The organism is Plantibacter sp. VKM Ac-2880 (assembly GCF_015351235.1).
Taxonomy (GTDB): domain Bacteria; phylum Actinomycetota; class Actinomycetes; order Actinomycetales; family Microbacteriaceae; genus Plantibacter.
The window spans coordinates 1,696,165-1,721,308 of record NZ_JADKSJ010000001.1 but is presented as its reverse complement, the minus strand read 5'-3'; the positions used below and the strand labels follow the sequence as shown (position 1 = coordinate 1,721,308).

At 68.8% G+C, this 25,144-nt stretch carries 25 protein-coding genes and 1 tRNA gene; 11 read left to right on the top strand and 15 right to left on the bottom strand.

Annotation, left to right across the window (positions count from 1 at the left end; genetic code table 11):
- Positions 1-207: 207 nt before the first annotated feature.
- The 5 genes from ITJ57_RS08255 to ITJ57_RS08235 form a co-directional block, all read right to left on the bottom strand.
- A complete protein-coding gene (locus ITJ57_RS08255) occupies positions 208-513 on the bottom strand; it encodes a hypothetical protein (protein WP_194669609.1) in 306 nt (101 codons plus the stop codon).
- Between the two features lie 203 nt (positions 514-716).
- A complete protein-coding gene (locus tag ITJ57_RS08250; RefSeq protein WP_194669608.1) occupies positions 717-1,208 on the bottom strand; it encodes a hypothetical protein in 492 nt (163 codons plus the stop codon).
- A gap of 447 nt (positions 1,209-1,655) precedes the next feature.
- Positions 1,656-2,615 (bottom strand): type II secretion system F family protein, encoded by a 960-nt coding sequence (locus tag ITJ57_RS08245; protein WP_194669607.1) that lies wholly within the window; start codon positions 2,613-2,615, stop codon positions 1,656-1,658.
- Positions 2,612-3,481 (bottom strand): type II secretion system F family protein, encoded by an 870-nt coding sequence (locus tag ITJ57_RS08240; RefSeq protein ID WP_194669606.1) that lies wholly within the window; start codon positions 3,479-3,481, stop codon positions 2,612-2,614. Before ITJ57_RS08240 ends, ITJ57_RS08245 begins: the two co-directional genes overlap by 4 nt.
- Positions 3,478-4,707, bottom strand: coding sequence for a CpaF family protein (locus tag ITJ57_RS08235; protein WP_194669605.1), 1,230 nt, complete (start codon positions 4,705-4,707; stop codon positions 3,478-3,480). Before ITJ57_RS08235 ends, ITJ57_RS08240 begins: the two co-directional genes overlap by 4 nt.
- Positions 4,708-4,800: 93 nt before the next feature.
- Between ITJ57_RS08235 and ITJ57_RS08230 the strand changes: the two genes are divergently transcribed.
- On the top strand, positions 4,801-5,193 hold the full coding sequence (locus ITJ57_RS08230; RefSeq protein ID WP_370582270.1) for a ribonuclease inhibitor: 393 nt from the start codon (positions 4,801-4,803) through the stop codon (positions 5,191-5,193).
- A gap of 73 nt (positions 5,194-5,266) precedes the next feature.
- A complete protein-coding gene (locus tag ITJ57_RS08225; RefSeq protein WP_194669603.1) occupies positions 5,267-6,010 on the top strand; it encodes an NAD(P)H-hydrate epimerase in 744 nt (247 codons plus the stop codon).
- A 55-nt stretch (positions 6,011-6,065) separates the two neighbouring features.
- Here the strand turns inward: ITJ57_RS08225 and ITJ57_RS08220 are convergent, their stop codons facing one another.
- Positions 6,066-7,979 carry an anthranilate synthase family protein gene (locus tag ITJ57_RS08220; RefSeq protein ID WP_194669602.1) on the bottom strand — a complete coding sequence of 638 codons (1,914 nt, stop codon included), beginning with the start codon at positions 7,977-7,979 and terminating at the stop codon, positions 6,066-6,068.
- A 255-nt stretch (positions 7,980-8,234) separates the two neighbouring features.
- On the opposite strand from ITJ57_RS08220, the gene ITJ57_RS08215 reads away from it, so the two are divergent.
- Both ITJ57_RS08215 and ITJ57_RS08210 read left to right on the top strand, forming a co-directional pair.
- A tRNA-Leu gene (locus ITJ57_RS08215) sits at positions 8,235-8,316 on the top strand.
- A gap of 52 nt (positions 8,317-8,368) precedes the next feature.
- Positions 8,369-9,115, top strand: coding sequence for a DedA family protein (locus ITJ57_RS08210; RefSeq protein WP_194669601.1), 747 nt, complete (start codon positions 8,369-8,371; stop codon positions 9,113-9,115).
- A gap of 34 nt (positions 9,116-9,149) precedes the next feature.
- Here the strand turns inward: ITJ57_RS08210 and ITJ57_RS08205 are convergent, their stop codons facing one another.
- The 4 genes from ITJ57_RS08205 to murI all read right to left on the bottom strand — a co-directional run bounded on the left by ITJ57_RS08205 (position 9,150) and on the right by murI (position 12,343).
- Positions 9,150-10,064, bottom strand: coding sequence for a cation diffusion facilitator family transporter (locus ITJ57_RS08205; RefSeq protein ID WP_194669600.1), 915 nt, complete (start codon positions 10,062-10,064; stop codon positions 9,150-9,152).
- 77 nt (positions 10,065-10,141) lie between these two features.
- Complete coding sequence (gene rdgB / locus ITJ57_RS08200; RefSeq protein ID WP_194669599.1) at positions 10,142-10,771, bottom strand: RdgB/HAM1 family non-canonical purine NTP pyrophosphatase; 630 nt, start codon at positions 10,769-10,771, stop codon at positions 10,142-10,144.
- Positions 10,771-11,505, bottom strand: coding sequence for a ribonuclease PH (gene rph, locus ITJ57_RS08195; protein ID WP_194669598.1), 735 nt, complete (start codon positions 11,503-11,505; stop codon positions 10,771-10,773). The genes rdgB and rph overlap by 1 nt, the downstream gene beginning before the upstream one ends.
- Positions 11,498-12,343 carry a glutamate racemase gene (gene murI / locus ITJ57_RS08190; protein ID WP_056007165.1) on the bottom strand — a complete coding sequence of 282 codons (846 nt, stop codon included), beginning with the start codon at positions 12,341-12,343 and terminating at the stop codon, positions 11,498-11,500. The genes rph and murI overlap by 8 nt, the downstream gene beginning before the upstream one ends.
- Positions 12,344-12,430: 87 nt before the next feature.
- On the opposite strand from murI, the gene ITJ57_RS08185 reads away from it, so the two are divergent.
- Positions 12,431-13,759 carry a nicotinate phosphoribosyltransferase gene (locus tag ITJ57_RS08185; RefSeq protein ID WP_194669597.1) on the top strand — a complete coding sequence of 443 codons (1,329 nt, stop codon included), beginning with the start codon at positions 12,431-12,433 and terminating at the stop codon, positions 13,757-13,759.
- 42 nt (positions 13,760-13,801) lie between these two features.
- Here the strand turns inward: ITJ57_RS08185 and ITJ57_RS08180 are convergent, their stop codons facing one another.
- The 3 genes from ITJ57_RS08180 to ITJ57_RS08170 all read right to left on the bottom strand — a co-directional run bounded on the left by ITJ57_RS08180 (position 13,802) and on the right by ITJ57_RS08170 (position 16,828).
- Positions 13,802-14,077 (bottom strand): DUF3039 domain-containing protein, encoded by a 276-nt coding sequence (locus tag ITJ57_RS08180; protein WP_086473833.1) that lies wholly within the window; start codon positions 14,075-14,077, stop codon positions 13,802-13,804.
- Between the two features lie 100 nt (positions 14,078-14,177).
- Complete coding sequence (locus ITJ57_RS08175; protein WP_194669596.1) at positions 14,178-15,749, bottom strand: ABC transporter permease; 1,572 nt, start codon at positions 15,747-15,749, stop codon at positions 14,178-14,180.
- Complete coding sequence (locus ITJ57_RS08170) at positions 15,725-16,828, bottom strand: ABC transporter ATP-binding protein (protein WP_370582269.1); 1,104 nt, start codon at positions 16,826-16,828, stop codon at positions 15,725-15,727. Before ITJ57_RS08170 ends, ITJ57_RS08175 begins: the two co-directional genes overlap by 25 nt.
- Before the next feature lie 97 nt (positions 16,829-16,925).
- On the opposite strand from ITJ57_RS08170, the gene ITJ57_RS08165 reads away from it, so the two are divergent.
- The 6 genes from ITJ57_RS08165 (at position 16,926) to ITJ57_RS19775 (ending at position 22,661) form a co-directional block, all read left to right on the top strand.
- Positions 16,926-17,639 (top strand): hypothetical protein, encoded by a 714-nt coding sequence (locus ITJ57_RS08165; protein ID WP_194669595.1) that lies wholly within the window; start codon positions 16,926-16,928, stop codon positions 17,637-17,639.
- A 186-nt stretch (positions 17,640-17,825) separates the two neighbouring features.
- The gene (locus ITJ57_RS08160; protein ID WP_056778242.1) at positions 17,826-18,518 is read left to right on the top strand and encodes an NTP transferase domain-containing protein; all 693 of its coding nucleotides are present in this window, start codon (positions 17,826-17,828) and stop codon (positions 18,516-18,518) included.
- A gap of 117 nt (positions 18,519-18,635) precedes the next feature.
- The gene (locus ITJ57_RS08155; RefSeq protein ID WP_194670348.1) at positions 18,636-19,403 is read left to right on the top strand and encodes an ABC transporter permease; all 768 of its coding nucleotides are present in this window, start codon (positions 18,636-18,638) and stop codon (positions 19,401-19,403) included.
- On the top strand, positions 19,403-20,161 hold the full coding sequence (locus ITJ57_RS08150; protein WP_056007179.1) for an ABC transporter ATP-binding protein: 759 nt from the start codon (positions 19,403-19,405) through the stop codon (positions 20,159-20,161). The genes ITJ57_RS08155 and ITJ57_RS08150 overlap by 1 nt, the downstream gene beginning before the upstream one ends.
- A 75-nt stretch (positions 20,162-20,236) precedes the next feature.
- Positions 20,237-21,133: a hypothetical protein gene (locus tag ITJ57_RS08145; protein WP_194669594.1), complete on the top strand. Its 897-nt coding sequence runs from the start codon at positions 20,237-20,239 to the stop codon at positions 21,131-21,133.
- A 52-nt stretch (positions 21,134-21,185) separates the two neighbouring features.
- Positions 21,186-22,661, top strand: coding sequence for a glycosyltransferase (locus tag ITJ57_RS19775; RefSeq protein ID WP_194669593.1), 1,476 nt, complete (start codon positions 21,186-21,188; stop codon positions 22,659-22,661).
- Here the strand turns inward: ITJ57_RS19775 and ITJ57_RS08135 are convergent.
- Positions 22,582-23,790, bottom strand: a complete 1,209-nt coding sequence (locus tag ITJ57_RS08135) for an acyltransferase (RefSeq protein ID WP_194669592.1) — start codon at positions 23,788-23,790, stop codon at positions 22,582-22,584. The genes ITJ57_RS19775 and ITJ57_RS08135 overlap by 80 nt on opposite strands.
- Before the next feature lie 53 nt (positions 23,791-23,843).
- Positions 23,844-25,136 (bottom strand): CDP-glycerol glycerophosphotransferase family protein, encoded by a 1,293-nt coding sequence (locus ITJ57_RS08130; protein ID WP_194669591.1) that lies wholly within the window; start codon positions 25,134-25,136, stop codon positions 23,844-23,846.
- Positions 25,137-25,144 lie beyond the last annotated feature (8 nt).

Genomic DNA, 25,144 nt, shown 5'->3' with positions numbered 1-25,144 from the left:
TGTTGCACCATCAGCAGCTCACTTCTGCGCTCAGGGTGCGGCTGCGAGGCGGTTGGACCCCCGGCCTCGCAGCCGCGCCGACGCCCAGGGATGGGAGTGTGCATCGGCACAGATGCTAGCCCGCATCTGCATGAACGACTCTAGATATTGGGTTGCAACCAGGAAGAGCGCTTGCCTCCGGCGAGGAGCACGAACTACCCTCCGGCGTCAGTCGACGATGTGCAGCTGCGCGGCTCCGTCGCGGATGGTGACTTCGCCGGTGTTGGCGTGCTGCATGAGGTCCTGGATCAGCTCGCGATCCATGTCCACGCGGTCGTCAGCGTCGAAGTGGAACTGCAACGGGGTCGAGGGGTGGATCCACAGCGTGGTTCGGCCTGGGATGCCGTGGATGGTCAGGGCGAACGATTCCTTGCGGCGGAGCTTCGTCAGCGCGACGGTCTTCAGATGCGCGAGCAGCACGTCGTCGACCTCGACGCGTGCTGCGCTGCGGTGGCCGTAGACAAGTGTCCCCATGATCGTGCTCCGTTCCGGGCGACCCATCGGGAGCAAGCTCAACCAGGTTGTCGAACCGCTGCGCACAGTCCGACGGGGTCCAGGTCGAAGCACGTGAGAACAGCCTACGGAACAAGTCCGCAAGTCGAGCCGGATTGACTTCGGGCGGGACCAGGCGGGCATGAGCGGGACACTAGTAGAAGCGGCCGACGTCCGGTCCCGACTCAGGCGTCGGATCTGGCGAGGTCGGCCGTCAGCTCCTGCACGATCAAGTTTCTGGCTGCCTCGGGAACATCATCAAGAGCGATCGGGATAGTCCCCCAGTCGTACGTAGCCGTTAGAGCGAATGAAACAGCGTTGATGCCCCAGTCTGAGGACGTCTTCACTGGGGCCGAATCGACCTCGAGTGAGCGCAGTGCTGAGCGAGGTCGAACGGTGACTGTCATTGACGAACCGCTTTCTCTCGTGATCTGGACCACCAAGTCCGCCGTGTAAACGCCGGCTGACACATTCGCGTCAGCCCCGGATCCCGTGACTGCGCCGGAGGCAAAAACGATCTCTGTAGGCGACAGAACGACCAGAAGTCGTGACAAGAGGGAGTGGTAGGCGTCTCCCGAAGGATCTTCAATCTCCTCCCAACTGATGCGGGGCCATCGGTATACACCCGACCGAAGAGCCTTGTGAAGAGAATCAGCTGCTTCCAGGATATTTTGCATGGGAGCTCCTTCGCTCTGTCTACTGTTGAGCACCCTACGTGCATGGGTCGGCCTGGTGGGGAAAAGATCCCGATGCTCCGTGTGTGAAAACGGTCTGACCCCGGAGGTCTTACGCCATGAAGGGGTGGCGGGACCTGCCCCTGGGTCAGGACGTCCATGCTGTGGACACCCTTTCGTCCTGAGGAAAGTTCCTCACCTGTCCGAGACCGGACACCTGACACAAACGTGTCACCTCGGTTGTGATCCTGAAGAGGTGGGAAGTGATTTCCCACCTGTCCGATACCTCCCATCCGATTGACGAGGCTGGTAGGCGTGGTCGTTCAAGTCCGACCGTCGCACTTGAAGCGGGGTCCTCGTCGTCATGCGACAAGGACCGGTTGCAGCGCCATCGCGCTTGAAACGCGATGTTGGGTGATCACCGAGGTGTCCCATGATGGGACAGGTGTCTCACGTGATACAGGCGTTACGCTCAACCGTCCGCCGAACAGTATCACCAAAGTCGGCAGCCGGATTTGGCGATGAAGAGGATTTTAATTCACTGTTGACAGGCACGAGCATCGCGACCTCCTTCTTCCCTGCGGACTCCAGCAGGCGGCGTTTGGCGGTGTCGCGTCCGTCGTGTGCGTGGTCGAGGAGCACCGCGGCGACCGGGGTGCCGCGTTCGAGCGCTCCGAGGATCTGGTCCACGCACCGGGAGAGCGTCGGCATCGCGAGTCTGGCCTCGAACTGACGGAACGACTGCGCGAACGGGATGCCCGTCGAGACCTCCGCCATGACCTGCCGGAACTCGTTGCCCAGTTCGCCGCTCGACCCGATGCGTGCCACGCGCTCCATCGCGTCGGTGATCGCCTCGCCGGCGGCCAGGCTCAGGCTGAGGAACTCGAGGACCGTCGGGAGTTCCTCCTCGATGCGCGCCAGTCGGCGGCGGGCGGCGAGGTTGAGCAGTTGATCGCGCAGGACGATGCCTGCCACCGCCCCCAGTGCGGGCAACGCCGCCGCCAACGGGAGTGGGAGTCGGCCGCCGCTGAACGCGAGCACGGCGAGCGCCGCTCCAAGAGCGAAGCCGCCGAGCCCCCACAGCAGTTGCATGAGGCGGTAGCGCTGCAGCGTGGGACCTCCGGCCTGCCCGAGTCTGCGGACGACGAGTTCCTGGTCCGCGCCGACAAGGCCGAGCAGCCAGCGCAGAGCGCGGAGGACCGGGACCAGCAGCGTCCCGATCACCGGCAACGGGTCCGTCGACTGTCGTGAGGCCCGCTGTCGGGCCTCGCTGGACAGGTCGACCAGATAGGGCGCGATGCGATCCGCCAACCGGGGCCTGCCGAGCGCGGGGAGCAGCATCGCGAGTGCCCACAGGCCGATGCCCAGCGCCGCGCCGAGACAGAGCGCCCAGGCACCGTCGGCGCTCATCGGAACCACCGTCGTTCGGGTTGCAGGCGTCCGACCCGGAGCATGGCCTGGTAGGCGAGCGCCGAGACGACGACGCCCGCGATGATCAGGACCGCGCCCTCGCGCGAGTTGTAGGCCGCCGAGGTCTCCGGCCGGGAGGAGAGCAGCAGGAGGATCGCCCACGGCGCGGCGACACCGAGCCGTGCCGCGTTGACGACCCACGATTGGCGGGCCTCGGCCTCGGCGCGGATGGCCGACTCCTCGCGGAGTCCGGCGGACAGTGCTCGCAGCACGGCCGGAAGTTCGGTGCCGCCGACGTCGCGTGCCATTCTGACCGTCTCGAGGATGCGGTCGGCGACGGGGTCCGCGAGTGCGGTCTTGAGGTCGTCGAGGCCGTCCGCGAATCGTCCCGCGCCTCGGTAGTCGGCGCTGAACGCCGCGAAGGCTGGGCGGAGCGGCGCTGGGCCGACGGTGTCGAGCGCGGCGACGGCGTCCGGGAGCGAGAGTCCCGACCGGATGGCGGAGAGCAGGTGGTCGACGACGTCGGGCCAGAGCCCGCGTTGCAGGCGTCGACGCGCGGCGGCACGGGCTCGCAGCACGGTCACCGGCGCGACCAGTCCGGCGACGGCGACGGCCGCGCTGAGCGGCATGACCCGGCAGAGGGCCTGCACAACGGCACCCGAGACGAGACCGGCGAGCACGGCGACGACGAGGGTGGCAGCCCAATACCGGCCGGGGAGCCCGGCCAGGATGAGGAGCTCTCGCAGCGCGGCTACGGGGCGCCACCGCTCGAGCCTCGCCCGCAGCGGCTCCGGTTCGGGCCACCACCAGGGTGCGAGGGCGAGGAGCAGACCGGCCGCGAGCAGTGCTCCGAAGACGAGACTCATCGCTCGCCGGCAGCGAGGATCGAGGCGAGCGAGATGCCTGCCGCCCGGTACTTGTCGTCGCGGAGCGGGAACCGCCCGGTCGCGCGCAACTCACCGTCCCGGTGTTCGAACAGCGTGGAGGCTTCGATCGTGTGGGACTCACCGCTCCCGCCCACGGCGATGATCTCGGCCACCCTCCGGCGACCGGTGCGGTCGAGCTCGCAGTGCACGACCAGATCGATGCAGGACGCCACGGCTGGTCGGACGAACCCGGAGTCGATGTTGCGCCCGGCGAGGAGCGGCAGCGTGCAGAGCTTGCCGATCGCGTCACGAGCGGAGTTCGCGTGGATGCTGCAGAGTCCGGGCAGCCCGCTGTTGAGGGCGATGAGGAGGTCGAGGCTCTCCGCCTCGCGGACCTCCCCCACGACGATGCGATCGGGCCGCATCCGCAGGGCCTCTTTGATGAGGCGCCGGAGGGTGATCTCACCCGTCCCTTCGAGACTGGCTTGTCGGCACTGCATCGCGACGACGTCGCGATTGCCCGGCGCAAGCTCGAAGGTCTCCTCAACGGTGACGATGCGGAGGGCGGGATCGAGTGCCGCGATGAGCGCGCCGAGCATGGTGGTCTTCCCGGCCTGCGTCGCCCCGGACACCAGGAGGTTGGCACCGGCGATCATGCTGGCCCGCAGGAACTCCGCGGCCTGATAGCTGATCGATCCGGCGGCGACGAGCTGACCGAGGTCGCGGATCCGTGCGGAGAACTTGCGGATGTTGATCGACATGTGGCGCCGGGTGACGTCCGGGATGACGACGTGCAACCGGGACCCGTCCGGCAGCGACGCGTCGACGAAGGGGTTGGCCAGATCGACACGGCGTCCGGTCGCTCGGAGCATCCGCTCCACGAGGTCGCGGACGTCGCCCTCGCCGAGCATGACGTCGGTGAGCTCCGACACCCCTGAACGTGCCACGAACACCTTCGTCGGTTCGTTGATCCAGATCTCCTCGACGCTCGGGTCGTCGAGCAGGGGCTGGATCGCCCCGAAGCCGGTCACCGCGGCGAGCACCTCGCTCGTCATGCCGTGCTCGTCGTCGATGAGCGGCGTCGCATCGTTCAAGGCGTGCTCGTTGTACCGACGCACCTCCTCACGGGCGATCCGCCCTGCTCCGCCACGCCGGCTCGGTTCACCGAACTCCTCGCGCACCCGATCGCGCACACGCGCTGTGATGATCTCAGCCGCTGTCCCCATGCCGCCATCCTGACGAAAACCGGCCGCTGCGCGCAGAAGTTATCCACAGCACCACCGCCCGGGGCGTCAGGGACCGCTCGGTAGGCTCGGATGGTGCCGACCACCTTTCGCATCGACGGGTCCGAGATCCACGACATCGCCTCGTTCTACGACGTCATGAACGCCCTGCTCATGCGGGATGAGGACTGGGATCTCGGCCCGAGCCTCGACGCCCTCGACGACGTCCTCTACGGCGGGATCGGCGCGCTCCGCGATCTCGACGAGGTCCGCTTCGTCTGGACCGAGCACGAGCGGAGTCGCGCCGCGCTCGGCGTCGCGGCCACGCGGACGTGGTTGCAGCAGAAGCTCGATCGGGGTGCACCGTTCGACACCGCACACATCACGACGCAACTGGACGACCTCGACACGGGTCGCGGGACGACGTACTTCGAGCTGATCCTCGAGGTCTTCGCCGGCCACCCCGGGCTTCGGCTCGACCTCGCCTGAACCCACGCCACGTCGCACACGACCCGACCGCAACCGCTTGCGGCCGACAGGACGAGCGGGAAGAGTGGGCGCCATGATGAACGGCTACACCGCAGACCAGGTCCGAGCCGCAGAGGCACCACTGCTGGCTGCAGGTGAACCGCTCATGGCGCGAGCCGCCCACGGCCTCGCCGAGGAGCTGCGGGCCGTCCTGGCGGAGCGCGCGGCGGAACTCGACGGCACCGTGCCGGACGCCTGGAGGATCCTCCTGCTCGTGGGGTCGGGCGACAACGGCGGGGACGCCCTGTTCGCCGCCGCCGAACTGGCCGGCTCGGAGGGCCCCGAAGGGGTCCCGCTCGACCTCGTCGTCGCTCGCACCGGCGACCACGCGCACGAGGCGGGCTATGCCGCGGCGGTCGAGGCCGGCGTCCGCTTCCTCATGAACTCCCCCGCCGAACCGGACGACACCGCCGACGAAGCCAAAGGCGCTGCGCTCGTCGTCGACGCCGTCTTCGGGATCGGGGCAAGCCGGAACCCCACCCTGCGCGGTGCCCCGAAGGCCATCGTCGAGGCCGTCCTCCCGATCGTCCAGAGCGCCGGCGGACCCACGGTGGTGGCCGTCGACGTCCCGAGCGGCATCGACCCCGACGAGGGAAGCGTGCCCGAGGGTGCCGTCCTCCCGGCCGAGGTCACGGTCACCTTCGGCGCGGTGAAGGCCGGACTCCTCATCCCACCCGGCTCCGCCTACGCGGGAGACGTGCGGCTGATCGACATCGGCCTCGGGCCGCAGCTCGCGGACGTCACCCCGTTCACGACGCTCGACCAGGCCGACGCCTGACACCGCCTCGGGGAGTCATCTCCAAGCGGTCGCGGAGCGCGGCGTCGGGACGCGGTCAGGCGTCGACCGGCGCAGCCGACACCCCCGACGCCACGCCGGCGAGCGCGTGGCCCGCGAGCGAACCGAGGGTGCGGAGCCCGTCCCTGGACAGCACCGATTCCAGGTGTCCCTGCACCGAGGCGAATCCCCGACCGCGCATGGCGAAGACGTCGCCGGATACCGGGCCCGCCGCGATCTCGACCCCGCCCACCGGCGTATCTCCCGAGAAGCGGGCCGTGAAGGTGTTGTAGAACCCGATGAGCGACTGCTCGCCGAACAGGTCGAGGTCCAGCTGTAGTCCCTGGCGGGGTGCGTCGAGTCGGGCGATCGGTAGACCGAGCTGGATCGCGAGGACCTGATGGCTCAGGCAGACAGCCAGCAGGGGGGCACCGGCCGCTAGACGTGCTGACACGATCTCGTGGAGGCGGCGGACCCGGGGCTCGGCGAGGTCGAGCGGGTCGCCTGGTCCGGGTCCGGCGACGAGCAGGTCGGCGTCCAAGCGCGAGTCGTTCACGGTCGACCAGTGCTCGACCTCGACGGTCATACCGAAGTGGCGCAGTTGGTGGGCGAGCATCGCCGTGAACTCGTCCTCGGCGTCGACGATGATCGCGGAGCGACCCGACAACGGACCCATCGGTGCTGCGTGCTGGGGCTGCAACCAGAACGGCGCGAGCCGCTCGTTGCGGGCCCGGAGCGCCTCCTCCACCCCCGGCTCGGCCGCGAGGTCGACCGTCGGGCCGAGCTCGGGCGGAGCCATGACCCCGAGCGCCGTGAGCACACCCGCCGCCTTCGCAGCGGTCTCGGCCACCTCGGAGACGGGATCCGAATGCCGGACCAGCGTCGCCCCGGCGGGGACCCGGACGAGGCCGGCGTCGTCGAGATAGGCCGTGCGGATGAGGATCGGAGCGTCGAGTTCGTAGTCGCCGTCGTCCAGCGGCGTGAACAGGGCGAGGACGCCCGAATAGTAGCCGCGAGGGTTCCGCTCGTGCCGGGCGATCACGGCGCAGGCGTTCTGCATGGGCGACCCGGTGACCGTCGGCGCGAACATCGTCAGCCGTAGCACTTCCCGGACGTCGAGGTCGCTCGTGCCGGCGAGCAGGTACTCCGTGTGCGTCAGGCGCGACATCTGCTTGACGTAGGGCCCGAGGATGCGTCCGCCGGATGCACACACCCGGCTCATCATCTTCATCTCCTCGTCGACGACCATGAAGAGTTCCTCGGTCTCCTTGACGTCTCCCAGGAACGCACGGAACTCGTCGCCGGTCGCGCCGGAGCGCGGGTGGCGGAACGTGCCGCTGATGGGGTTCATGGTCACGGTCCGTTCGCCCGTCGACGCGTCTCGGGAGACGGCGACGTGTCGCTCGGGCGTCGCGCCGGCCATCGAGACCCCCGGCGTGTGCACGGCGAACGTCCAGTACGCGCCGGTCTCCCCCGAGAGGAGCGCCCGCAACCAGGCGAGGACCGCGCGTTCGGCGGGTACCTCGGTCGTCGCGGTGAACTCACGGCGGATGACGAAGTTCGCGCCTTCACCACGGCCGATCTCATCCTCGATCACGCGGCGGACGATCGAGGCGTAGTCCTCGTCGGAGACGTCGAACCCGCCGTCGAGCAGCGGGACCACGTCGATCGGCAGCCCGTCGAGCAACTCGCCGAGGGCGACCGACTCCCGTTCCTCGACGACGAGGCATCGCAACGGCGCGCCGTCGTCCATCGCTGCGAAGCCGCGCTCACGCACCTGGCGGTACGGCACCAGGGTGAGGACTTCCGGTCGGCGTGCGTCGCCGGCCGCTCCGAGCGGGATGTCGGCGAGCGACTCGACGTCCACGACCTCGCCGGTGTAGAGGTCGACGGTGTCGCTGCCGTGGCGGCGGATCACCGCGAACGGGAAGTCGGGGCCGGCGTTCAGCACGCGGTTGAGCAGGGTGGTCATGGTGGTGTCCTCAGGCTGGGACCGATCCGACAGGGCCTCCGAACGAGAACGACCGCCCTGTCAGGCGGTCGAGTCGTCGTGTGTGCACGTGCGCGGTCCGCCTAGGAGGCGGGCCACCAGCTCGTTGCACACGTCGTTCGCATGGAGCCGAGCATACACGGCGCGGCACCGGCTCTGCTGGGCGTCGGAGCGGCCGCCGCGGCGTCACGAAGCACAGGACGTTCCCGACCTCGCTCCCGTAGACTGAGCCGAGCCGCGGGAGTGGTGGAATTGGCAGACACGCAGGATTTAGGTTCCTGTGCTTTCGAGCGTGAGGGTTCAAGTCCCTTCTCCCGCACGCGACACCGTCGTACGCCGTTCCATCCCTCCCCCGACAGCAGGAGCTCCGCATGGTCCACACCGCCCTCATCCCCTGGCTCGACCCGGAGGGCATCATCACGGCCGTCGGTCCTTGGGCCCTGGTCGTCGTGTGCGCGATCGTCTTCGCCGAGACCGGCCTCCTCGTCGGGTTCCTTCTGCCCGGCGACACCCTCCTCGTCATCACCGGCCTCCTCGCGTTCGGATCCGCGCGCGTCATCGAGATCGACATCTGGTGGGTCTGCCTCGCGATCGGATTCGCGGCGTTCCTCGGCGGCGAGGTCGGCTATCTGATCGGGCACAAACTCGGGCCGAAGGTGTTCGAGCGCAAGGAGTCCGGCCTCTTCAGCATCAAGAACGTCGAGCGGACGAACGCCTTCTTCGAGCGCTTCGGCGCCCTCGCGGTCATCCTGGCCCGCTTCGTCCCGATCGTCCGGACCTTCGCACCGGTCGCAGCGGGCATCGGGCACATGAACTACAAGAAGTACTCGCTCTACAACCTCGTCGGTGCGTTGATCTGGGGTGCCGGCCTGACCTTCTTCGGCTACCTCCTCGGTTACATCCCGCCGGTCGCCACCTTCGTGCAGAACTACATCGACGTCATCCTCATCGGCGCGGTCGTCCTCACCCTCATCCCGACCAGCTGGCACTACATCCAGTCGAGCCGGAAGGCGAAGGCACTCCAGGGCACGATCTCCGAGGAGGAGCGTCGCGCGGCGGCGTCGAAGCTGGCCAACCAGGACGTCTTCAACCGCGACCGCGGCAGCGACCCGGCCTGATCCGTCGGCACCGTGCCGCGGCCACCGCGCAGGATCAGCGGTGGTGGGACTCCTCGTGAGAGGCGTGCTCCTCGGGCTCGAGCTGGAACGTGGAATGCTCCACGTCGAAGTGGTCGTGGAGGCATGAGCCGAGGCGGTCGAGCAGCTCCCCCGTCCCGCCGAGCGCGAACACCCGCTGCTCGACGACCACGTGTGCGGAGAACACCGGCTGCCCGGAGGTGATCTGCCAGACGTGGACGTCGTGCACGGCGACGACCCCGTCCGTCCCGATCAGGTGGTCCCTGATCTCCTGCACGTCGGTGTCGGAGGGAGCGGACTCGCTGAGGACGTGGACGACGTCGCGGAGCAACGCCCAGGCGCGCGGCACGATCATCGCGGCGATCGCGAGCGACGCGATCGCGTCCGCCTGGGCGAATCCCGTCAGCAGGATGACCACAGCGGCGATGATGACGGCGATCGAGCCCAGGAGGTCTCCGAGGACCTCGAGGTACGCGCCGCGCATGTTGATCGAGGACTCACGACCTCCCCTGAGGATCCACAGCGCCGCGAGGTTCGCGACGAGGCCGATGACCGCGACGACCAGCATCGGCAGGCTCTGGACCTCGCCCGACGACGGCTCGACGAGTCTGGCGACGCCCTCGAGGAGCACCGACACGGCGACGGCGATCAGGATCAATGCGTTGATCAACGCGCCGAACACCTCGGCCCGCTGATACCCGAACGTCTGGCGGTCGGTGGCCGGGCGGGCGGCGACAATCGTCGCCACGAGCGCGATGACGAGCCCCGTCAGATCCGACAACATGTGTCCGGCGTCCGCGAGCAGCGACAGCGAACCGCTCACCCACGCGCCCACCAGTTCGACGACCAGGATGGTTGCGATGATGGCGATCGCCGCCACCAGCCGGGAACGGTTGGTGGTGCTGTCGGCGTGCGCGTGATCGTGACCCATGATGTGACCACCGTACGAGCTTCCCGCGGCCCCGGGAAGGGTTCATGCCGAGATAGGAATGGTCCTGAGTATCATGCTCAACTGGTGGCCGACGGCGCGGGCAGGAGGCCCCGCAACACCGGGACGAGTTCGCGGAAGGCGATCGCGCGGTGGCTCAGTTCGTTCTTCTCCGCCGGCGACAACTGGGCCGCCGTGCGGTGGTCGCCATTCGGGATGAACGCCGGGTCGTAGCCGAAGCCGTTCGTACCGGCCGGCTCCGTGGCGAGCGCGCCGTGCCAGGTGCCGACCGCGACATGCTCGAACGGTTCCATCCCAGGGATCCCCGGCGGCACGACGAGTGCGAGGTGGCAGGCGAACCATGCCGAGCGGTGCTCCTCATGCACGTCGTGCAGCTGGTCGAGCAGGAGCGCGAGGTTCGCCGACGAGTCGTGCTGCAAGCCCGCCCAGCGCGCCGAGAAGATACCGGGCGCGCCGCCCAGGATGTCGACACCGATCCCCGAATCGTCCGCGAGGGCGATGGAGCCAGTGTGGGCTGCGGCGACGCGCGCCTTGATCAGGGCGTTCTCACTGAACGAGGTACCGTCCTCGACCGGCTCGGGACCGTCGTAGCCGAGGACCGTGATGCCCGGCACGTCACGGCTCACGAGACGTTGGAACTCCTCGACCTTGTGCTGGTTGTGCGTCGCGAGGACGATCTCGACGGACATCAGCGGCCGAGGGCCTCGAACTGGATCGTCTTCAGCGACGCCGCGCCACCGACGGCGAGGTCGAGCAGCGAGTCGAGCTCCCGGCGGTCGAACGGTGCCCCCTCGGCCGTCCCCTGCACCTCGACGAACGAGCCCCCACCCGTCACCACGACGTTCATGTCGGTCTCGGCGCGCACATCCTCGACATACGCGAGGTCGAGCATGGGGACGCCGTCGATGATGCCGACGGAGACGGCGGAGACGCTGTCCGTGAGGGGTGAGGCCTTCTGCGAGATGAACTTCTTCCCGCGCGCCCACTCGATGGCGTCGGCGAGTGCCACGTAGGCACCCGTGATCGCGGCGGTCCGCGTCCCGCCGTCGGCCTGCAGCACGTCGCAGTCGATCACGATGGTGTTCTCGCCGAGCGCCTTCGTGTCGATGACGGCGCGGAGACTGCGTCCGATGAGCCGGGAGATCTCGTGGGTTCGACCGCCGATGCGCCCCTTGACCGCCTCACGGTCCATCCGCTCGTTCGTGGATCGCGGCAGCATGGAGTACTCGGCGGTGACCCAGCCCCTCCCCTTGCCGTTCAGCCACCGGGGCACCCCGTTCGTGAACGACGCGGTGCACAGCACCTTGGTGCGCCCGAAGCTGATGAGCGCCGACCCCTCGGCCTGCTCGCTCCAGCCTCGCTCGATGGTGATGGGACGCAGCTGGTCGTTGGTGCGGCCGTCGGCGCGCTGGGTGTCACTCATGGATGTGCTCCTCGAACTGGTGGGATGGAAGGTCGATGACGCCGGTCTGGACGAGCGAGACCGTCGAGATCTCCCTGCCCATCAGGCGGTTGGCGAGGGCGATGAAGTCGTCGGCACTGCTCCCGGTCGCCTCGTACCGGTGGACGGGCGGTTCGCCGCTGTCGCGGAGCAGGTCGCGGGTGACGAGGACCCGGTACACGTCGTTCGCGGTCTCCGTGTCGCTCGAGACGAGGGACACCTGCGGGCCCATGACGTAACTGATCGCACCCTTCAGGAAGGGGTAGTGGGTACAACCCAGTACGACCGTGTCGACGCCGGCATGCCGGAGCGGCGCGAGGTACTCCTCAGCGGCCTCCAGGAGGTCCGGACCGGTCGTGACGCCCGCCTCGACGAACTCCACGAACCGCGGGCAGGCCTGCCCGAACACCGTCAGCTCGGGGTTGACCTCGAACAGGTCCTGATAGGCGCGCGAATTGATGGTGCCCTCGGTGCCGATGACCCCGATCCTGCCGTTGCGCGTGCTGCGGACCGCGGTCCTGACCGCGGGCTGGATGACCTCGACCACCGGGACGGAGTAGCGTTCCCGCGCATCGCGCAGCATCGCCGCTGAGGCGGTGTTGCACGCGATCACGAGCATCTTGACACCCTGGTCCACAAGGGTGTCGAGTACCTCGAGCGAATAGCGTCGGACGTCGGCGATGGGCTTCGGCCCGTAGGGCGAATGGGCGGTGTCGCCGATGTAGATCACGGATTCGGCGGGGAGTTGGTCGCTGACCGCTCTCGCCACCGTGAGTCCGCCGACGCCTGAGTCGAAGATGCCGATGGGTGCGTCGTTCACGATGGTCCAGCCTACCGCGCATGACCCTCGTCATGCCGGACCGCCCGATCACCCCGTTCCCTGCACCCGCGCGGCTAGGCTGAACGGGTGCACGAGTCCTCAGCTCTCCTCACCGACCGTTACGAACTCACGATGCTGGACGCCGCGCTCCACCGCGGCACCGCTGATCGGGAGTGTCTCTTCGAGCTGTTCGCCCGTCGACTCTCGGGCGGACGCCGCTACGGGGTGGTCGCCGGTACCGGCCGGTTCCTCGAACTGCTCAAGCGGTTCCGGTTCGGCGAGGCGGAACTGGAGTGGCTGCGCGAAGAAGGCGTGGTCAGCACCGCCGCACTCGACTGGCTCGCCGACTACCGCTTCTCCGGTTCGATCTGGGGGTACCGGGAGGGCGAGGTGTTCTTCCCCGGTTCACCGATCCTCGTCGTGGAGGGCACCTTCGCGGAGGCCGTCATCCTCGAGACCCTCGCGCTCAGTGTCTTCAACTACGACAGCGCGGTCGCCACCGCGGCCGCGCGCATGACCTCGGCCGCCGGGACACGCCCCCTCGCCGAGATGGGTTCGCGCCGGACCGGTGAGCGATCGGCGATCGCGGCCGCCAGGGCCGCCTTCATCGCGGGCTTCAGCGCCACCTCCAACCTCGAAGCCGGCCGCAGCTGGGGTATCCCCACCATGGGCACCGCCGCGCACTCCTTCACCCTCCTGCACGACTCGGAGGAGGACGCGTTCCGGGCACAGATCGACACGATGGGCGCTGGGACGACCCTGCTCGTCGACACCTACGACATCGAAGCGGCGGTGCGTCTCGGCGTGCGCCTCGCCGGACCGGAGCTCGGCGCGGTCCGCATCGATTCCGGCGACCTGCCGATCGTCGTCGACCAGGTGCGGCGACTGCTCGACGAGCTCGGCGCCACCACGACCCGCATCACGGTCACCAACGACCTCGACGAGCACGCCGTCGCCGCTCTGGCCGCCTCGCCCGTGGACTCCTACGGCGTCGGGACGTCCGTCGTCACCGGATCGGGATCGCCTGCGATGGGAATGGTCTACAAACTCGTGTCCCACCGCGACGACCAGGGCGACTGGATCAGCGTCGCCAAGAAGTCCGCCGAGAAGGCGACCGTCGGCGGCCGCAAGTCCGCGGCACGCGCCTACGACCGGAACGGCGTCGCCCGGGAGGAGCGCATCTACCTCGGCGACGGGCCGGCCGGCCGACACGAGGGGGCAGCCGACGCCGATGCGGAACGCCCACTCATGGTCCCGCTCGTGGTCGGCGGTCTCGTCGACGAGCAGTACCTGGGTGCCGCGGGCACGCGGCAGGCGCGGGAGCACCGCGAGCGTTCGGTCGCGGAACTGCCGCCCCGCGCCGTCAGCCTGACGCGCGGAGACCCGGTGCTTCCGACCGTCTACCTCGAAGGCTGACGACCACTTCGCGCCGGACCACGTTCTGACCCGGCGGGCGGATCAGTCGCGAAGGAGCTTCTCGTAGATCTCCTTGCACGACGGGCAGATCGGGAACTTCTCCGGGTCGCGACCCGGGGTCCACTTCTTGCCGCACAACGCCTTCACGGGCTTCCCGCTGAGCGCCGACTCGAGGATCTTCTCCTTCTTCACGTAGTGCGAGAAGCGTTCATGATCGCCGGGTTCGATGTTCTCGCTCTCGATGAGCTCCTCGAGCTCGCGATCCATGATCGCGGTGCTCCCCCCGTCCGGTGTCCCGCCGGGGTCGATCGTGCTCATCTGCTGCTTCGTGCTGTCATGCTGCGCCATGGCTCCATGGTACCGCCGCAGACGAGCCGGGGCTCCTGTGGTCCTGTCGGAGCCCGTCGGGGGCCTCGGATCAGTGGGAGCTGGCGAAGCCGACGATCTCTGGGCTGCGGCGGTCGAAGACCCGACCACCGGCGAGGATCCCGATGACCAGGACGAGCAGCCCGGTCCCGACGCCAACAGCGAGCGCGCCGAAGTTCCAGTTCGGCTCGCCTGTGAGGCCGAGCACCGCCAACCAGGCGGCCGGGACCGTGAGGACCACGGTGCCCAGCAGGCTCATGAACTGCGCGGACAGGCCGCTGCTGCCGGGGACCTGCGGCTGCTGGAACGGGCTGTCACCGGGCAGGGAGGTCGGGTACGGGAACCGTGCGGAGACGAAGCTCGCGATGCCGGCACCGCTGAGCAACAGACACGTGCTCACGCCGATCATCGACGGCAGGGCGTCCCAATCGCCGTAGAACAGGATGCTGAGCGTCGATCCGACGGCGATGAGCGGGATGCCGATGAGCAGCACCGGGAAGAGGCGGCCGATGCGGTCTGCCCGCCCGCGGACCCCCGAAGCCACGTGCAACCAGACCGCGGTCGAGTCGAAGGCCAGGTCGTTGTGCAGGAGCCAGCCGAGGAACCAGCACACGACCGGGAGCGGCACGAGCGCGAGGACGTTCAACGGGATGCCGGCGACCAGCAGCGGGACGAAGAAGATGAAGGGGGCGATCGGGATGATCACCAGGGAGACGAGGTAGCGCGGGTCGCGCAACCAGTAGGTCATGCTGCGGGCGGCGATGACGCCGGCCGGGCGTCCCGGCAGGAGATCGAACCATCCCAGACCGGTGCTCTCGCGACCGGTTCCGATGCGCTCCGGTGCGACGAGCAACCGCGCGACGAAGGCCTGCCAGGCGAACCAGAGGAGCGCGATCGTCGCCGCGGTCAGCAACAGCTTGACCACGGCCGGCACGATGTCGCCGATGGCCGCGTCGCCGGGGAAGGACCACACGGCACCCAGGGGGGTCCAGCTCAGGATGTCGGCCACCCGGCCGAGCACGGCGAAGCCGTCACGCTGCCAGTCGACCGCGGTCAGGGCGATGATGGCCGGGCTCACGGCGATGATGAGCACGAGCCCGAGCACACCCATGACCTCTTTGGCGCGCCGCGTCGACAGCAGGCTCGCGGAGATCGACGTCGCGATCCGCGCCAGGAGTGCGCACAGCACGACACCGAGCACTGCCGACATGACGGCGAGGACCGCCGGGAGCGGCGACCTCGACCAGGTGACGACGGAGGACGCCGCGAGTACGGCGAGCACGATCGACGGGACGGAGACGAGCGCGGCGACGATCAGGCCAGCTGACAGGGTCCGGTTGGGGAGACCGTAGAGCGAGAACGCCCTCGGGTCGAGCTGATCGTCCACGCCGAACACGAGCGGCAGCACGATGAAGCCCAGGACGATAACGGAACCGACGAGCACCAGGAGGTTCCTGGTCACCTCCGGATCGGTCGTCCGGAGTGCGACGAGCCCGGTGCTCGCGAGCACCACGACCCAGACGCCGAGCGCGATCGCCAGGACGAGTCCGACCAGTCGCCAGGGACTGCGGCGGAACGCGTTCAGCGTCAGCTGCAGTTTCAGTCGGAGAAGCTGTGCAACCATTCCATTCCCTCTGCCGACTTGCGGCCCCCGGCGAGTTCGACGAAACGCTCTTCGAGCGTGCCCGTCCCCCGCACCTCGTCCACGGACCCGGCGGCCAGCACCTTGCCCTGGACGATGATGGCCACGTGATCGCACACACGCTGGATGAAGTCCATGCCGTGACTCGAGAGCACGACGGTTCCGCCGTTGGCGACGTAGCGCTGCAGGATCTCGATGACGTTGGCCGCCGACACCGGGTCGACCGACTCGAACGGCTCGTCGAGGATGAGGAGACGGGGCGAGTGGATGAGGGCCGCCGCGAGCGCGATCTTCTTCGTCATGCCGGCGGAGTAGTCGGACACGAGGCGACCGAGCGCGTCGTCGAGACCGAACGCCCGTGCCAGGTCCGTGGTCCGCGACTTCACCGTCGCCGGGTCGAGTCCGCGGAGGACGCCGGAGTAGTAGAGCAGCTGGTTGCCGGTGAGGCGGTCGAAGAGTCGGAGACGGTCCGGGAGGACACCGATCGCACGCTTCGCCTCGGCCGGGTCCTGCCAGACGTCGACGCCCTGGACCCTGATGGAGCCGGCGTCGGGGCGGAGGAGACCGGTGACCATGGACAGCGTCGTCGTCTTTCCGGCGCCGTTCGGGCCGACGATGCCGTAGAAGGAGCCGCGTCGGACCTCGAGGTCGACGCCGTCGACGGCGACCGTGTCGCCGAACTGCTTCACGAGCCCGGAGATCGACAGCACGATGGGGTTGGCCTCGGGTGCCGCGGTGTCGGTGCCCGGCGACTCAGCGGGCATCGACGGCGGCTTCGTCGTCGTGGGACGGGCGACCGGACGCTTCGGCGCGACCGGAGCGGCGGCCACGGACGACGGGGCGGCCTGCGCGTCGGAAGCCGGCTCGGTGCGCGCCGAGTCGGCGGACGGGTGAGGGTCTTCCGTCGTGGTCGTCGAGGTGGTCTCGGGAGCGGTGATCGGGACGGCCGTCGTCTCGCTCGTCGGTTCTGAACCGGCTGCGGATCCGTCGCCGCGGTCGGGCTCGGTCTGCGTCACGGCGGTTTCAGCTTCATGGGTGGACGCGGCCTCGGCTTCGGGCACGGAAGCGTCTCCGACCGCTGGGGCACGGACCTCGTCGAGGACTCCGGCACTCGCGGCCGCCGTCTGTTCGGTCTGCTTCGGGGCCGTGGTGCGAGCGGTGCCCGAACGGGCCGGCGTCCGCTTCGCGGGCGTCCGGGTCGTCGTGGACTTCGCGGCGGTGGTCCGGCTCGTGCCGGTCTTCGCGGCGGGGCTCTTGGTGCCGGACGAGGCTCCGGTCGTGCGCGTCGTCGTCCGCGGAGCCCGCGGCGTCGATGCCGGCGCCGCGGGGGTCGACCCGTCGTCCGGGGAGCCGGGCGTCGCGGTGCTCGGGTCCGTCTCGAGCGCAGCCTTGGCGGGCGTGCGCTTCGCCGCGGTGGTCCGGGCGGCGCCGGTCTTCGCCGCAGTGGTCCGGGCCGTTCCGGTCTTCGCCGCAGTGGACCGCGAACCCGTCGAACGGGTCGTGGTCGTCTTCTTCGCCGTGCCCGTGGCATCGGTCGAGTCCGCGCCGGTCGTGGCGCGCGCAGCACTCGGGCGCTTCGCGGGGGCCTTCGTCGTGCCGGAGGTTCGCGGCGTCGTGGTCCTGGGTGCACGCTTCGCGGCAGACGGTGCCGGAGCGGACTGGTCGTCTGCTGCACTCGGCTGCGCCACCCCTGGCGCGTCGGGAGCGGACGCCGCCGGCGGACTCGTCGACGGCCCGTCGGCAGGCGTGGGCTGCTCAGCGGGATCTGGCGGAGTCGTGGAAGTCACCAAGCAAACCTACCAACAGCAGCGCCCGCAGCGGACAGCGGAGTCACAGGATGAACAGTTGACACATCTCCCCCAAGCTGTGTAAACGCCGGGTGGTCGATCACGAAACGACAACGGACCCTGGGAACCCATGACAGACGGAGTTCACCGCGGCTAGCCTGTATTTTGGCATGACGGAGTGTCTTTCAATGCACGTCTTGGTAAATCCTCGGTGAATTGTCCACAGCATCGTGGCACCGCGTGATTCCATACCCACACTGAGGAGAACAACGTGACCACCCAGGTAGTGATCCTTGCCGCCGGAATGGGCAGCCGTCTCGGCCGCTCGCTCCCGAAGCCCCTGACCGAGCTCAGCGACGGCCGCACCATCATGCAGCAGCAATTCGACAACATCCACCACGCGTTCGGCGCGAGCGCCAAGGTGACGATCGTCGTCGGCTACAAGCTCGAGCACATCATCGAGGCCTTCCCCGACGCGTCCTTCGTCTACAACGAGCAGTACGACCAGACCAACACCTCGAAGAGCCTCATGCGCGCACTCGCCGCATCGCAGGCCGGCGGTGTGCTCTGGATGAACGGCGACGTCGTCTTCGACCCGGCCGTCCTCGACCGCGCCGCAGCGATGATCGCCAAGGACCGCTCCTTCGTCACCGTCAACACCTCGAAGGTGTCCGACGAGGAAGTGAAGTACACGACCAGCGCCGAGGGGTTCATCAAGGAACTCTCGAAGACGGTCGTCGGTGGGCTCGGCGAGGCCGTCGGCATCAACTACATCTCCTCGCAGGACAAGGCGATGCTGCACCGCTACCTTGCGAAGGTCGGCGACCAGGACTACTTCGAGCGCGGCATCGAGCTCGCCATCGAACGCGAGGGCATGCTCGTCGAACCGGTCGACATCTCGGACCTGTACGCGGTGGAGGTCGACTTCGCCGAGGACCTCGAGCGAGCGAACCTCTTCGTCTGAGCATCCCGTCCGCTCCGCACCCGAACGCCGTCCCGACGCTGAGCGTCGAGGACGGCGTTCCTGCGCGACCTCGATAAGGTTGGTCCCGTGAGTTCTTCAGCTGAGACGCGGCCAAGGATGTCGCGTTCGGCCAGATACCGCCACGCGCTCTGGATCCTGACGGTCCGGGATCTGCGCGTGCGCTACTCGACGAGTGCGCTCGGATACGTGTGGTCCATCCTCGACCCGCTCGTCATGAGCGGGATCTACTGGTTCGTCTTCACGCAGGTGTTCCGGCGCGATGTCGGCGAGGAGCCGTACATCGTCTTCCTCCTCGCGGCGCTCCTGCCGTGGATGTGGTTCACCGGGTCGGTCTCGGACAGCACCCGCGCCTTCCTCCGCGAGGCGAAGCTGGTGCGGTCGACGACGATCCCCCGCACCATCTGGGTCAACCGCATCGTACTGTCGAAGGGCATCGAGTTCCTCGCAGCGCTCCCCGTCCTCGCGGCGTTCGCCGTCTTCAGCGGCGCGTCGGTCAACGTCGACATCCTGCTCTTCCCGCTCGCGATCGCGATCCAGACGGTCCTCACCGTCGGGCTCTGCCTGATCGTCGCTCCCCTCGTCGTGTTCTTCCGCGACCTGGAACGGGCGGTCAAACTCGTGCTGCGCTTCATGTTCTACGCCACGCCGATCATCTACAGCACGACCGCCCTCCCGGACCGCATCGAGCCCTTCGCCGCGCTCAACCCCTTGAGCGGCATCTTCGCGCTGTACCGATCCGCGTTCTTCCCGCAGGAACTCGACTGGTACCTCGTGGGCGTCTCGGCCGGGATGTCCACGGTGATCCTGGCGCTCGGCCTGCTGATCTTCAAGCGGTGCGAGCGCTCCGTGCTGAAGGAGATCTGATGTCGACCGACAGCTCCCCCACGACCCGCGCCGCCATCTCGGTGACCGACGCCGGCATCCGCTTCCGCCGGAACCGCGGTGGCCGGCGCAGTTTCAAGGATCTCTTCGCCGGCCGCGACCGCCGTTCGCGCCCGGGCGAGTTCTGGCCGCTGCGCCACGTCTCGTTCGAGGTCGCTCCCGGCGAAGCGATCGGCGTGGTCGGCAGGAACGGGCAGGGCAAGTCGACGCTCCTGAAGCTCGTCGCCGGCGTCGTCCTGCCGGACGAGGGCACCGTGGGCGTCCGCGAGGGTGTCGCACCCCTGATCGAGATCACGGGCGGCTTCGTCAACGACCTCACCGTCCGCGACAACGTCTACCTGACCTCAGGACTCCACGGCATGTCGCGTCGCGAGATCGACGAACGGTTCGACGACATCATCGCCTTCGCCGAGATCGCCGACTTCGTCGACACCCCGTACAAGCACCTCTCCAGCGGCATGAAGGTCCGCATCGCGTTCGCGGTCATCGCGCAGCTCGAGGAACCGATCATCCTCGTGGACGAGGTCCTGGCCGTCGGTGACCGGGCCTTCCGTGAGAAGTGCTACCGCCGGATCGAAGAGCTCCTCGAGGGCGGGCGGACGCTGTTCTTCGTCTCGCACAACGAGAAGGACCTCCGTCGGTTCTGCACCCGCGGCCTTTACCTCGACAAAGGTGCGCTCGTCCTCGACGCCTCGATCGACGACGTGCTCGACCGCTACAACGCCGACTACAACAGCTGAGCCGCCGCAGCAACCGTCGACGATCCTGCAGGACCACGACGTAGACTGGCCGCCCCCGCCCACGAGGAGGCCGTCATGTCCGGACCGCAGCAGGGACCGGTTCCCGGTCCCGCCAACTACCCGAACCCGGCAGCGCAGCAGCCGATGCTCCCCGAGCCGGGGTGGGTCCGGGCGCTCGACCGCGTCCTCTGGGTGCAGCGGCCGGTGGTCGTGGCCCACATCCGGTCGATCCGACGCATGTACCCCAACGCGACGGCCGATCAGCTGATCCGGGTCCTGGAGCGTCGGTACCTCGCGACGGTGACGACGACCGGTGCGGCCGTCGGTGCCACCGCCGTCGTGCCCGCCATCGGGACCGCGACGACCCTCGCGCTCTCCGGCGTCGAAACGGCCGGCTTCCTCGAGGCAACGGCGTTGTTCGCGCAGTCGGTCACGGAGGTCCACGGCATCGCCCTGGCCGATCCGGTCAGGTCCCGCGCGCTCGTCATGACGATGATGCTCGGGAAGGCCGGCACCGACCTCCTCCGCAACTTCGGGTCCCAGGCGACCGGGAAGGGCATCCCCCGACAGGCGTTCTGGGGTCAGACGATCACCCAGGGGCTGCCGTCGATGATCGTGGGACCGGTCGCCGATCAGCTGCGGGTGCGGTTCGTCAAGCACTTCGCCGCGAGCGGCGGTGCCGGCGTGATCGGCAAGGCCCTCCCCTTCGGTGTCGGCGCGGCCGTCGGCGGCATCGGCAACCACCTCCTCGGACGACAGGTGGTCCGTGCCGCCCGTCAGGCGTTCGGACCGGCGCCGTTCGTGGTCCCGTTGGACCTCGAACCGCGGATGCGCGCGGTGACCGGCACGTCCCGTCTGGGGAAGATCCGCGACCAGGTGTTCCGTCGACGCGGACAGCAGGCCATCGAGTCCGGCCCGAGCGCTTCAGGACACCCCGGAGACCCCGCCCCGGAACCGCCTGTCGGTCCGTGAGCCACCCGCGGGGATGCGGCATCTCTCCAGGTCCGTCGCGTAGCGTCGAGCCGTGAGACTTCCCTTCCTGCGCCGTTCCCAGAGCCTCCTTCCCGAAGGTCGTCACTTCGCGGTCACGTGGGGCCTGACGGACGACTTCGGGGGCATGACCGAGGCGATGTTCCACCGTTCCCGAGCATTCGCGCGTCTGGCCGGCACGCCCGTCGACATCCTCACCTTCGACCACCGGCCGGACTACCCGGAGCTCGAGCAGCGGCTGCGATCCCGTGGCGACCTCGTCGAGGGCATGCGCATCGTCAACCTGTACGACTGGCTGCGGGCGAACCCGCTGCCGGGTGGCTCCCTCGACCTCGACCGGTATCCGTTCACGCCACTCCCGGCGACCGACGACGGTACCGAGCGGCGCCGCGGCGAGGCCGTCCTGAGCCGCGAGCGCCGCGACGACGCCGGCCAGGTCCTGCAGGTCGACGTCTACCGCACCGACGGCACCCTCCTCCTCTCCGACCGCCGCGACACGAAGGAGCTGGGCACCAAGGGTGGTCGCGCGGTCGTCCTCTGTGACGAGCACGGCCGACCGGTGCGCGCCTGGGGCCGGATCTGGTCACTGTACCGGGCGTGGTTCGACGCGATCACCGCCGGAGCCCCTGCCTGGATGATCGTCGACAGCAAGACCATCGCCCCGTTCGTCCTGAGCTACCGCAAGCGGAACGTCGTCACGGCGCACGTCGTGCACGCCTCCCACCTCCAGGGCACCGAGCGTCCGCACGGTCGCCTGCGGGAGTCGCGTCGCGCGGTCTTCGAGGCACTCGACGACTTCGACCTCGTCGCCCTCCTGAGTGAGCGTCAGCTGGCCGACGTACAGGCCATGCTCGGTGTCCACGCCTCGCTGGCCGTCATCCCCAACTCGCGCGACCTCGTCGAGAAAACGGTCGCGCAGGCAGCGCGTCCCCGTCATCGTGGCATGTTCCTCGGGTCGCTCACGGCGCGCAAGCGCCCCGCTCACGCCATCCGCGCCGTCCTGGCGGCGACGGCCGCGGAGGGCACCCCTCCGATGCTCGACGTCTACGGCGGTGGCGAGTTGCTCGGTGAGCTGCAGGCGATCCTCACCGCGGAGGACCCCGAGCACCGCATCGTCCTCCACGGCTACGATCGCTCAGCCCGTGAACAGCTCGGGTCCGGCTCGTTCCTCGTCATGACGTCGACTTCGGAGGGCTTCCCGCTCGTCCTCGTCGAGGCGATGGCGGCGGGCTGCCTGCCGGTCGTCGTCGACGTACCCTACGGACCGGCCGACATCGTCACCGATGGACGGAACGGCTTCCTCGTCCCGTCCGCCGAACCGGCCGTCGTCGCCGCTGCCATCGAGCGGCTGCTCGCCCTCCCCGACCGCGAGGTGGACGCCATGCGGCGTCATGCGCGGTCCACCGCCGAGCAGTACGACGACGAGGCCGTCACCCGTCGGTGGGCTCAGGAGCTGCGTGCGGCAGACCGTCGGAAGAAGCGGAACGCGCTCGTTCCCCGCGCCGGCTGACGGCCCACGAACGCACCGTTTCCGATCGCAACTGAACGGCTCGACCGACGCGACGCGCCAGGCCGTGCGACGGCCGCTCGACGAGCTGGAAGAACGCGGCGGCCACCACCAGGCTGAGTGGGACACCCACGATGCCGACCAGCCACCAGCGCGCATCCCCGAACGAGAACGCCAGCGTCGCCAGGATCGGCGCGTGCACCAGGTAGAGGCTGAACGACACCTTCCCGAGCCACAGGATCGGGCGGACCTCGAGCAGACGTCGAGCGAGGGGGCTTCCGATGGCAACCACGATGAGTCCGGCCGCGCCCACGCCGGAGAGCCCCCAGAGCGCCTGACCGAGCGTTGAGGACGACTCGACGAAGGGACGGGACAACCAGCTGGCCACGAGGAGGAAGGCGGAGACGCCCGTCAGGATGCCCCACTGCCATGGACGCGACCGCTCCGCCGCCCAGCCGCGGAGGCTGTCGAGCCGGACCGCGATCAACGTGCCGATGAAGAAGGCCGGGAGGTACACGGCGGCGTCGACGCCCGCGACGCGACCGGCGACCATCACGACCGACATGAGTGCCGCGATCGGCCACGCCCAGCGACGGAGCAGCCGCGCGAGCAGGACGGCGACCGGCAGGAGGAGCGTGAAGATGAGCTCCCACCGCAACGACCAGAGGGTGTTGACGAGTGTGTAGCTGACCGGCGTGAGGGTGGCCTCCGACAGGAGGTGCAACGGGTCCACACTCGTCGCGTTCGCGTTGGCGATCCATTCGCCGGTCGTGACCGAGGCCTGATCCCGCGGGATGAGCAGGATGAGCGCGGCCGCGAACAGGAGCGCTCCCCAGACCGGCAGGTACAGTCGCACGAAGCGGGCGGCGAAGAAGCCCGGCCAGCTCGCGCCACCGCGCAACAGCGGCAACGCCACGACGAGGCCGCTCAGGACGAAGAACACCTGCACGGCCTCGGTTCCGGCGAACAGCAGCTTGAGCGGCGTCTCCGTCGCGATGTCCCACGCCGGTTCCGAGATGCGGCCGGTGGCGAAGGGTCGCGCCAACAACGACACGTGGTAGAGCACCACGACGACGCTGGCGACACCACGGACTCCGTCGAGGGAGGCCAGTCGCCCGGAGGACGGATTCACCTGCCCGACCCTACGTGGTTCTCCTGGGCGCGGACTCAACGATCCGACGCGCCTCAGGCGCGATCCTCGTCCTCGTCCTCGTCCTCGTCGTCCTCGTGCTCGTCAAGCTCCGGGCGGTCATCCGCGTGGAGGAGCGCGAACCGGTCCCATTCCGCCATCAGGTGCTCGATCGCCGCGTGGAACCGGGCCGTCGTCATCCCGGGCGTCGTATCGCCGAAGTAGTACTGGACCCAGTGCTGCAGTCGCGCCACGGTGTCCGGATCCTCGAGGAGGCGATCGATGCCCTCCACGATGTCCGACGCGTCCGACGCGTCGAGCCACTCACAGGCCGAGAGGTATCCGCCGGTGTCGATCTCGGCCTCGGGATGCACCGGACGCGTGATCATGAGCGGCTTCCCACTGGCCAGCCGGTCGTACACCATCGCGGAGATGTCGACGATCGCGGCGTCGGCCGCGGCCAGCTGCCAACCGAGTTCAGCGCCGGTGTCGACCACGTGCTGGGCGGCGGGATCCGCGCGATTCGCCTCCTGCAGGGCGGACATGATCTCTCGATTGGCACTGGCGTAGGACGCGTCGACGACACCGCTCCGCGGGTGCGGCCGATACAGGACGCGGTGATGCCCGGTGGCGATCAAGGCTCGGACGAGTGCGACGCCGTGACTCGCGATCGACCCGTACGCGGCCGCGGCGCGGTCGCCCTCCCAGGTCGGGGCGTAGAGCACCACGATCCGGTCGTCGGGCGTGTACGGCAGCGCTCCCGAGTAGTGGTCGGCCTGGGGACGGCCGATCATGATGGCGCGCTTGTCGAAGTCGTAGTCCCAGAGCACCCGCTCGAGTCGGTTCCTCGCGGCCTGACCGGCGATGAGGCTGTAGTCGTAGGCCTTGAACTGGTTCGTGGTCATGTACATCTTGTCGCTCTCGCCGTGGTTGACGAAGACGTGCCAGCGGGAGCCGTACCGGAACATCTGGAAGTTCCTGGCGTTCTGGTTGACGTACAGCACGACGCGGATGTCCTGCTCGGCGAGGGTCCGTTCGAGCGCGACGACCGTCCGGACGTAGGCCGTCGGGACCGGCGACTCCTCGAACAGCTTCGCGGCCGCCGTCGCTCCGCGGCTGAGGATGAGGACCGGCCAGCGCTTGGAGAGCTCGGCGAGCGGGCGGTACCACTGCCGGATCTGGTACAGGTTCACGGCGCCGTCGGCGAAGTACACCGCCACCTTGTAGCGGCCGGGTTCGATCACGGGAGCCGCCTGCATCTGGACGGCGAGGACGGCTCTCGCCCGCCGGTTGGCGAGCAGGTCCCGCGCCAGGGTGATGGCGCGCCGACCGTCTCTGATCAGTCCCATGTCAGCTC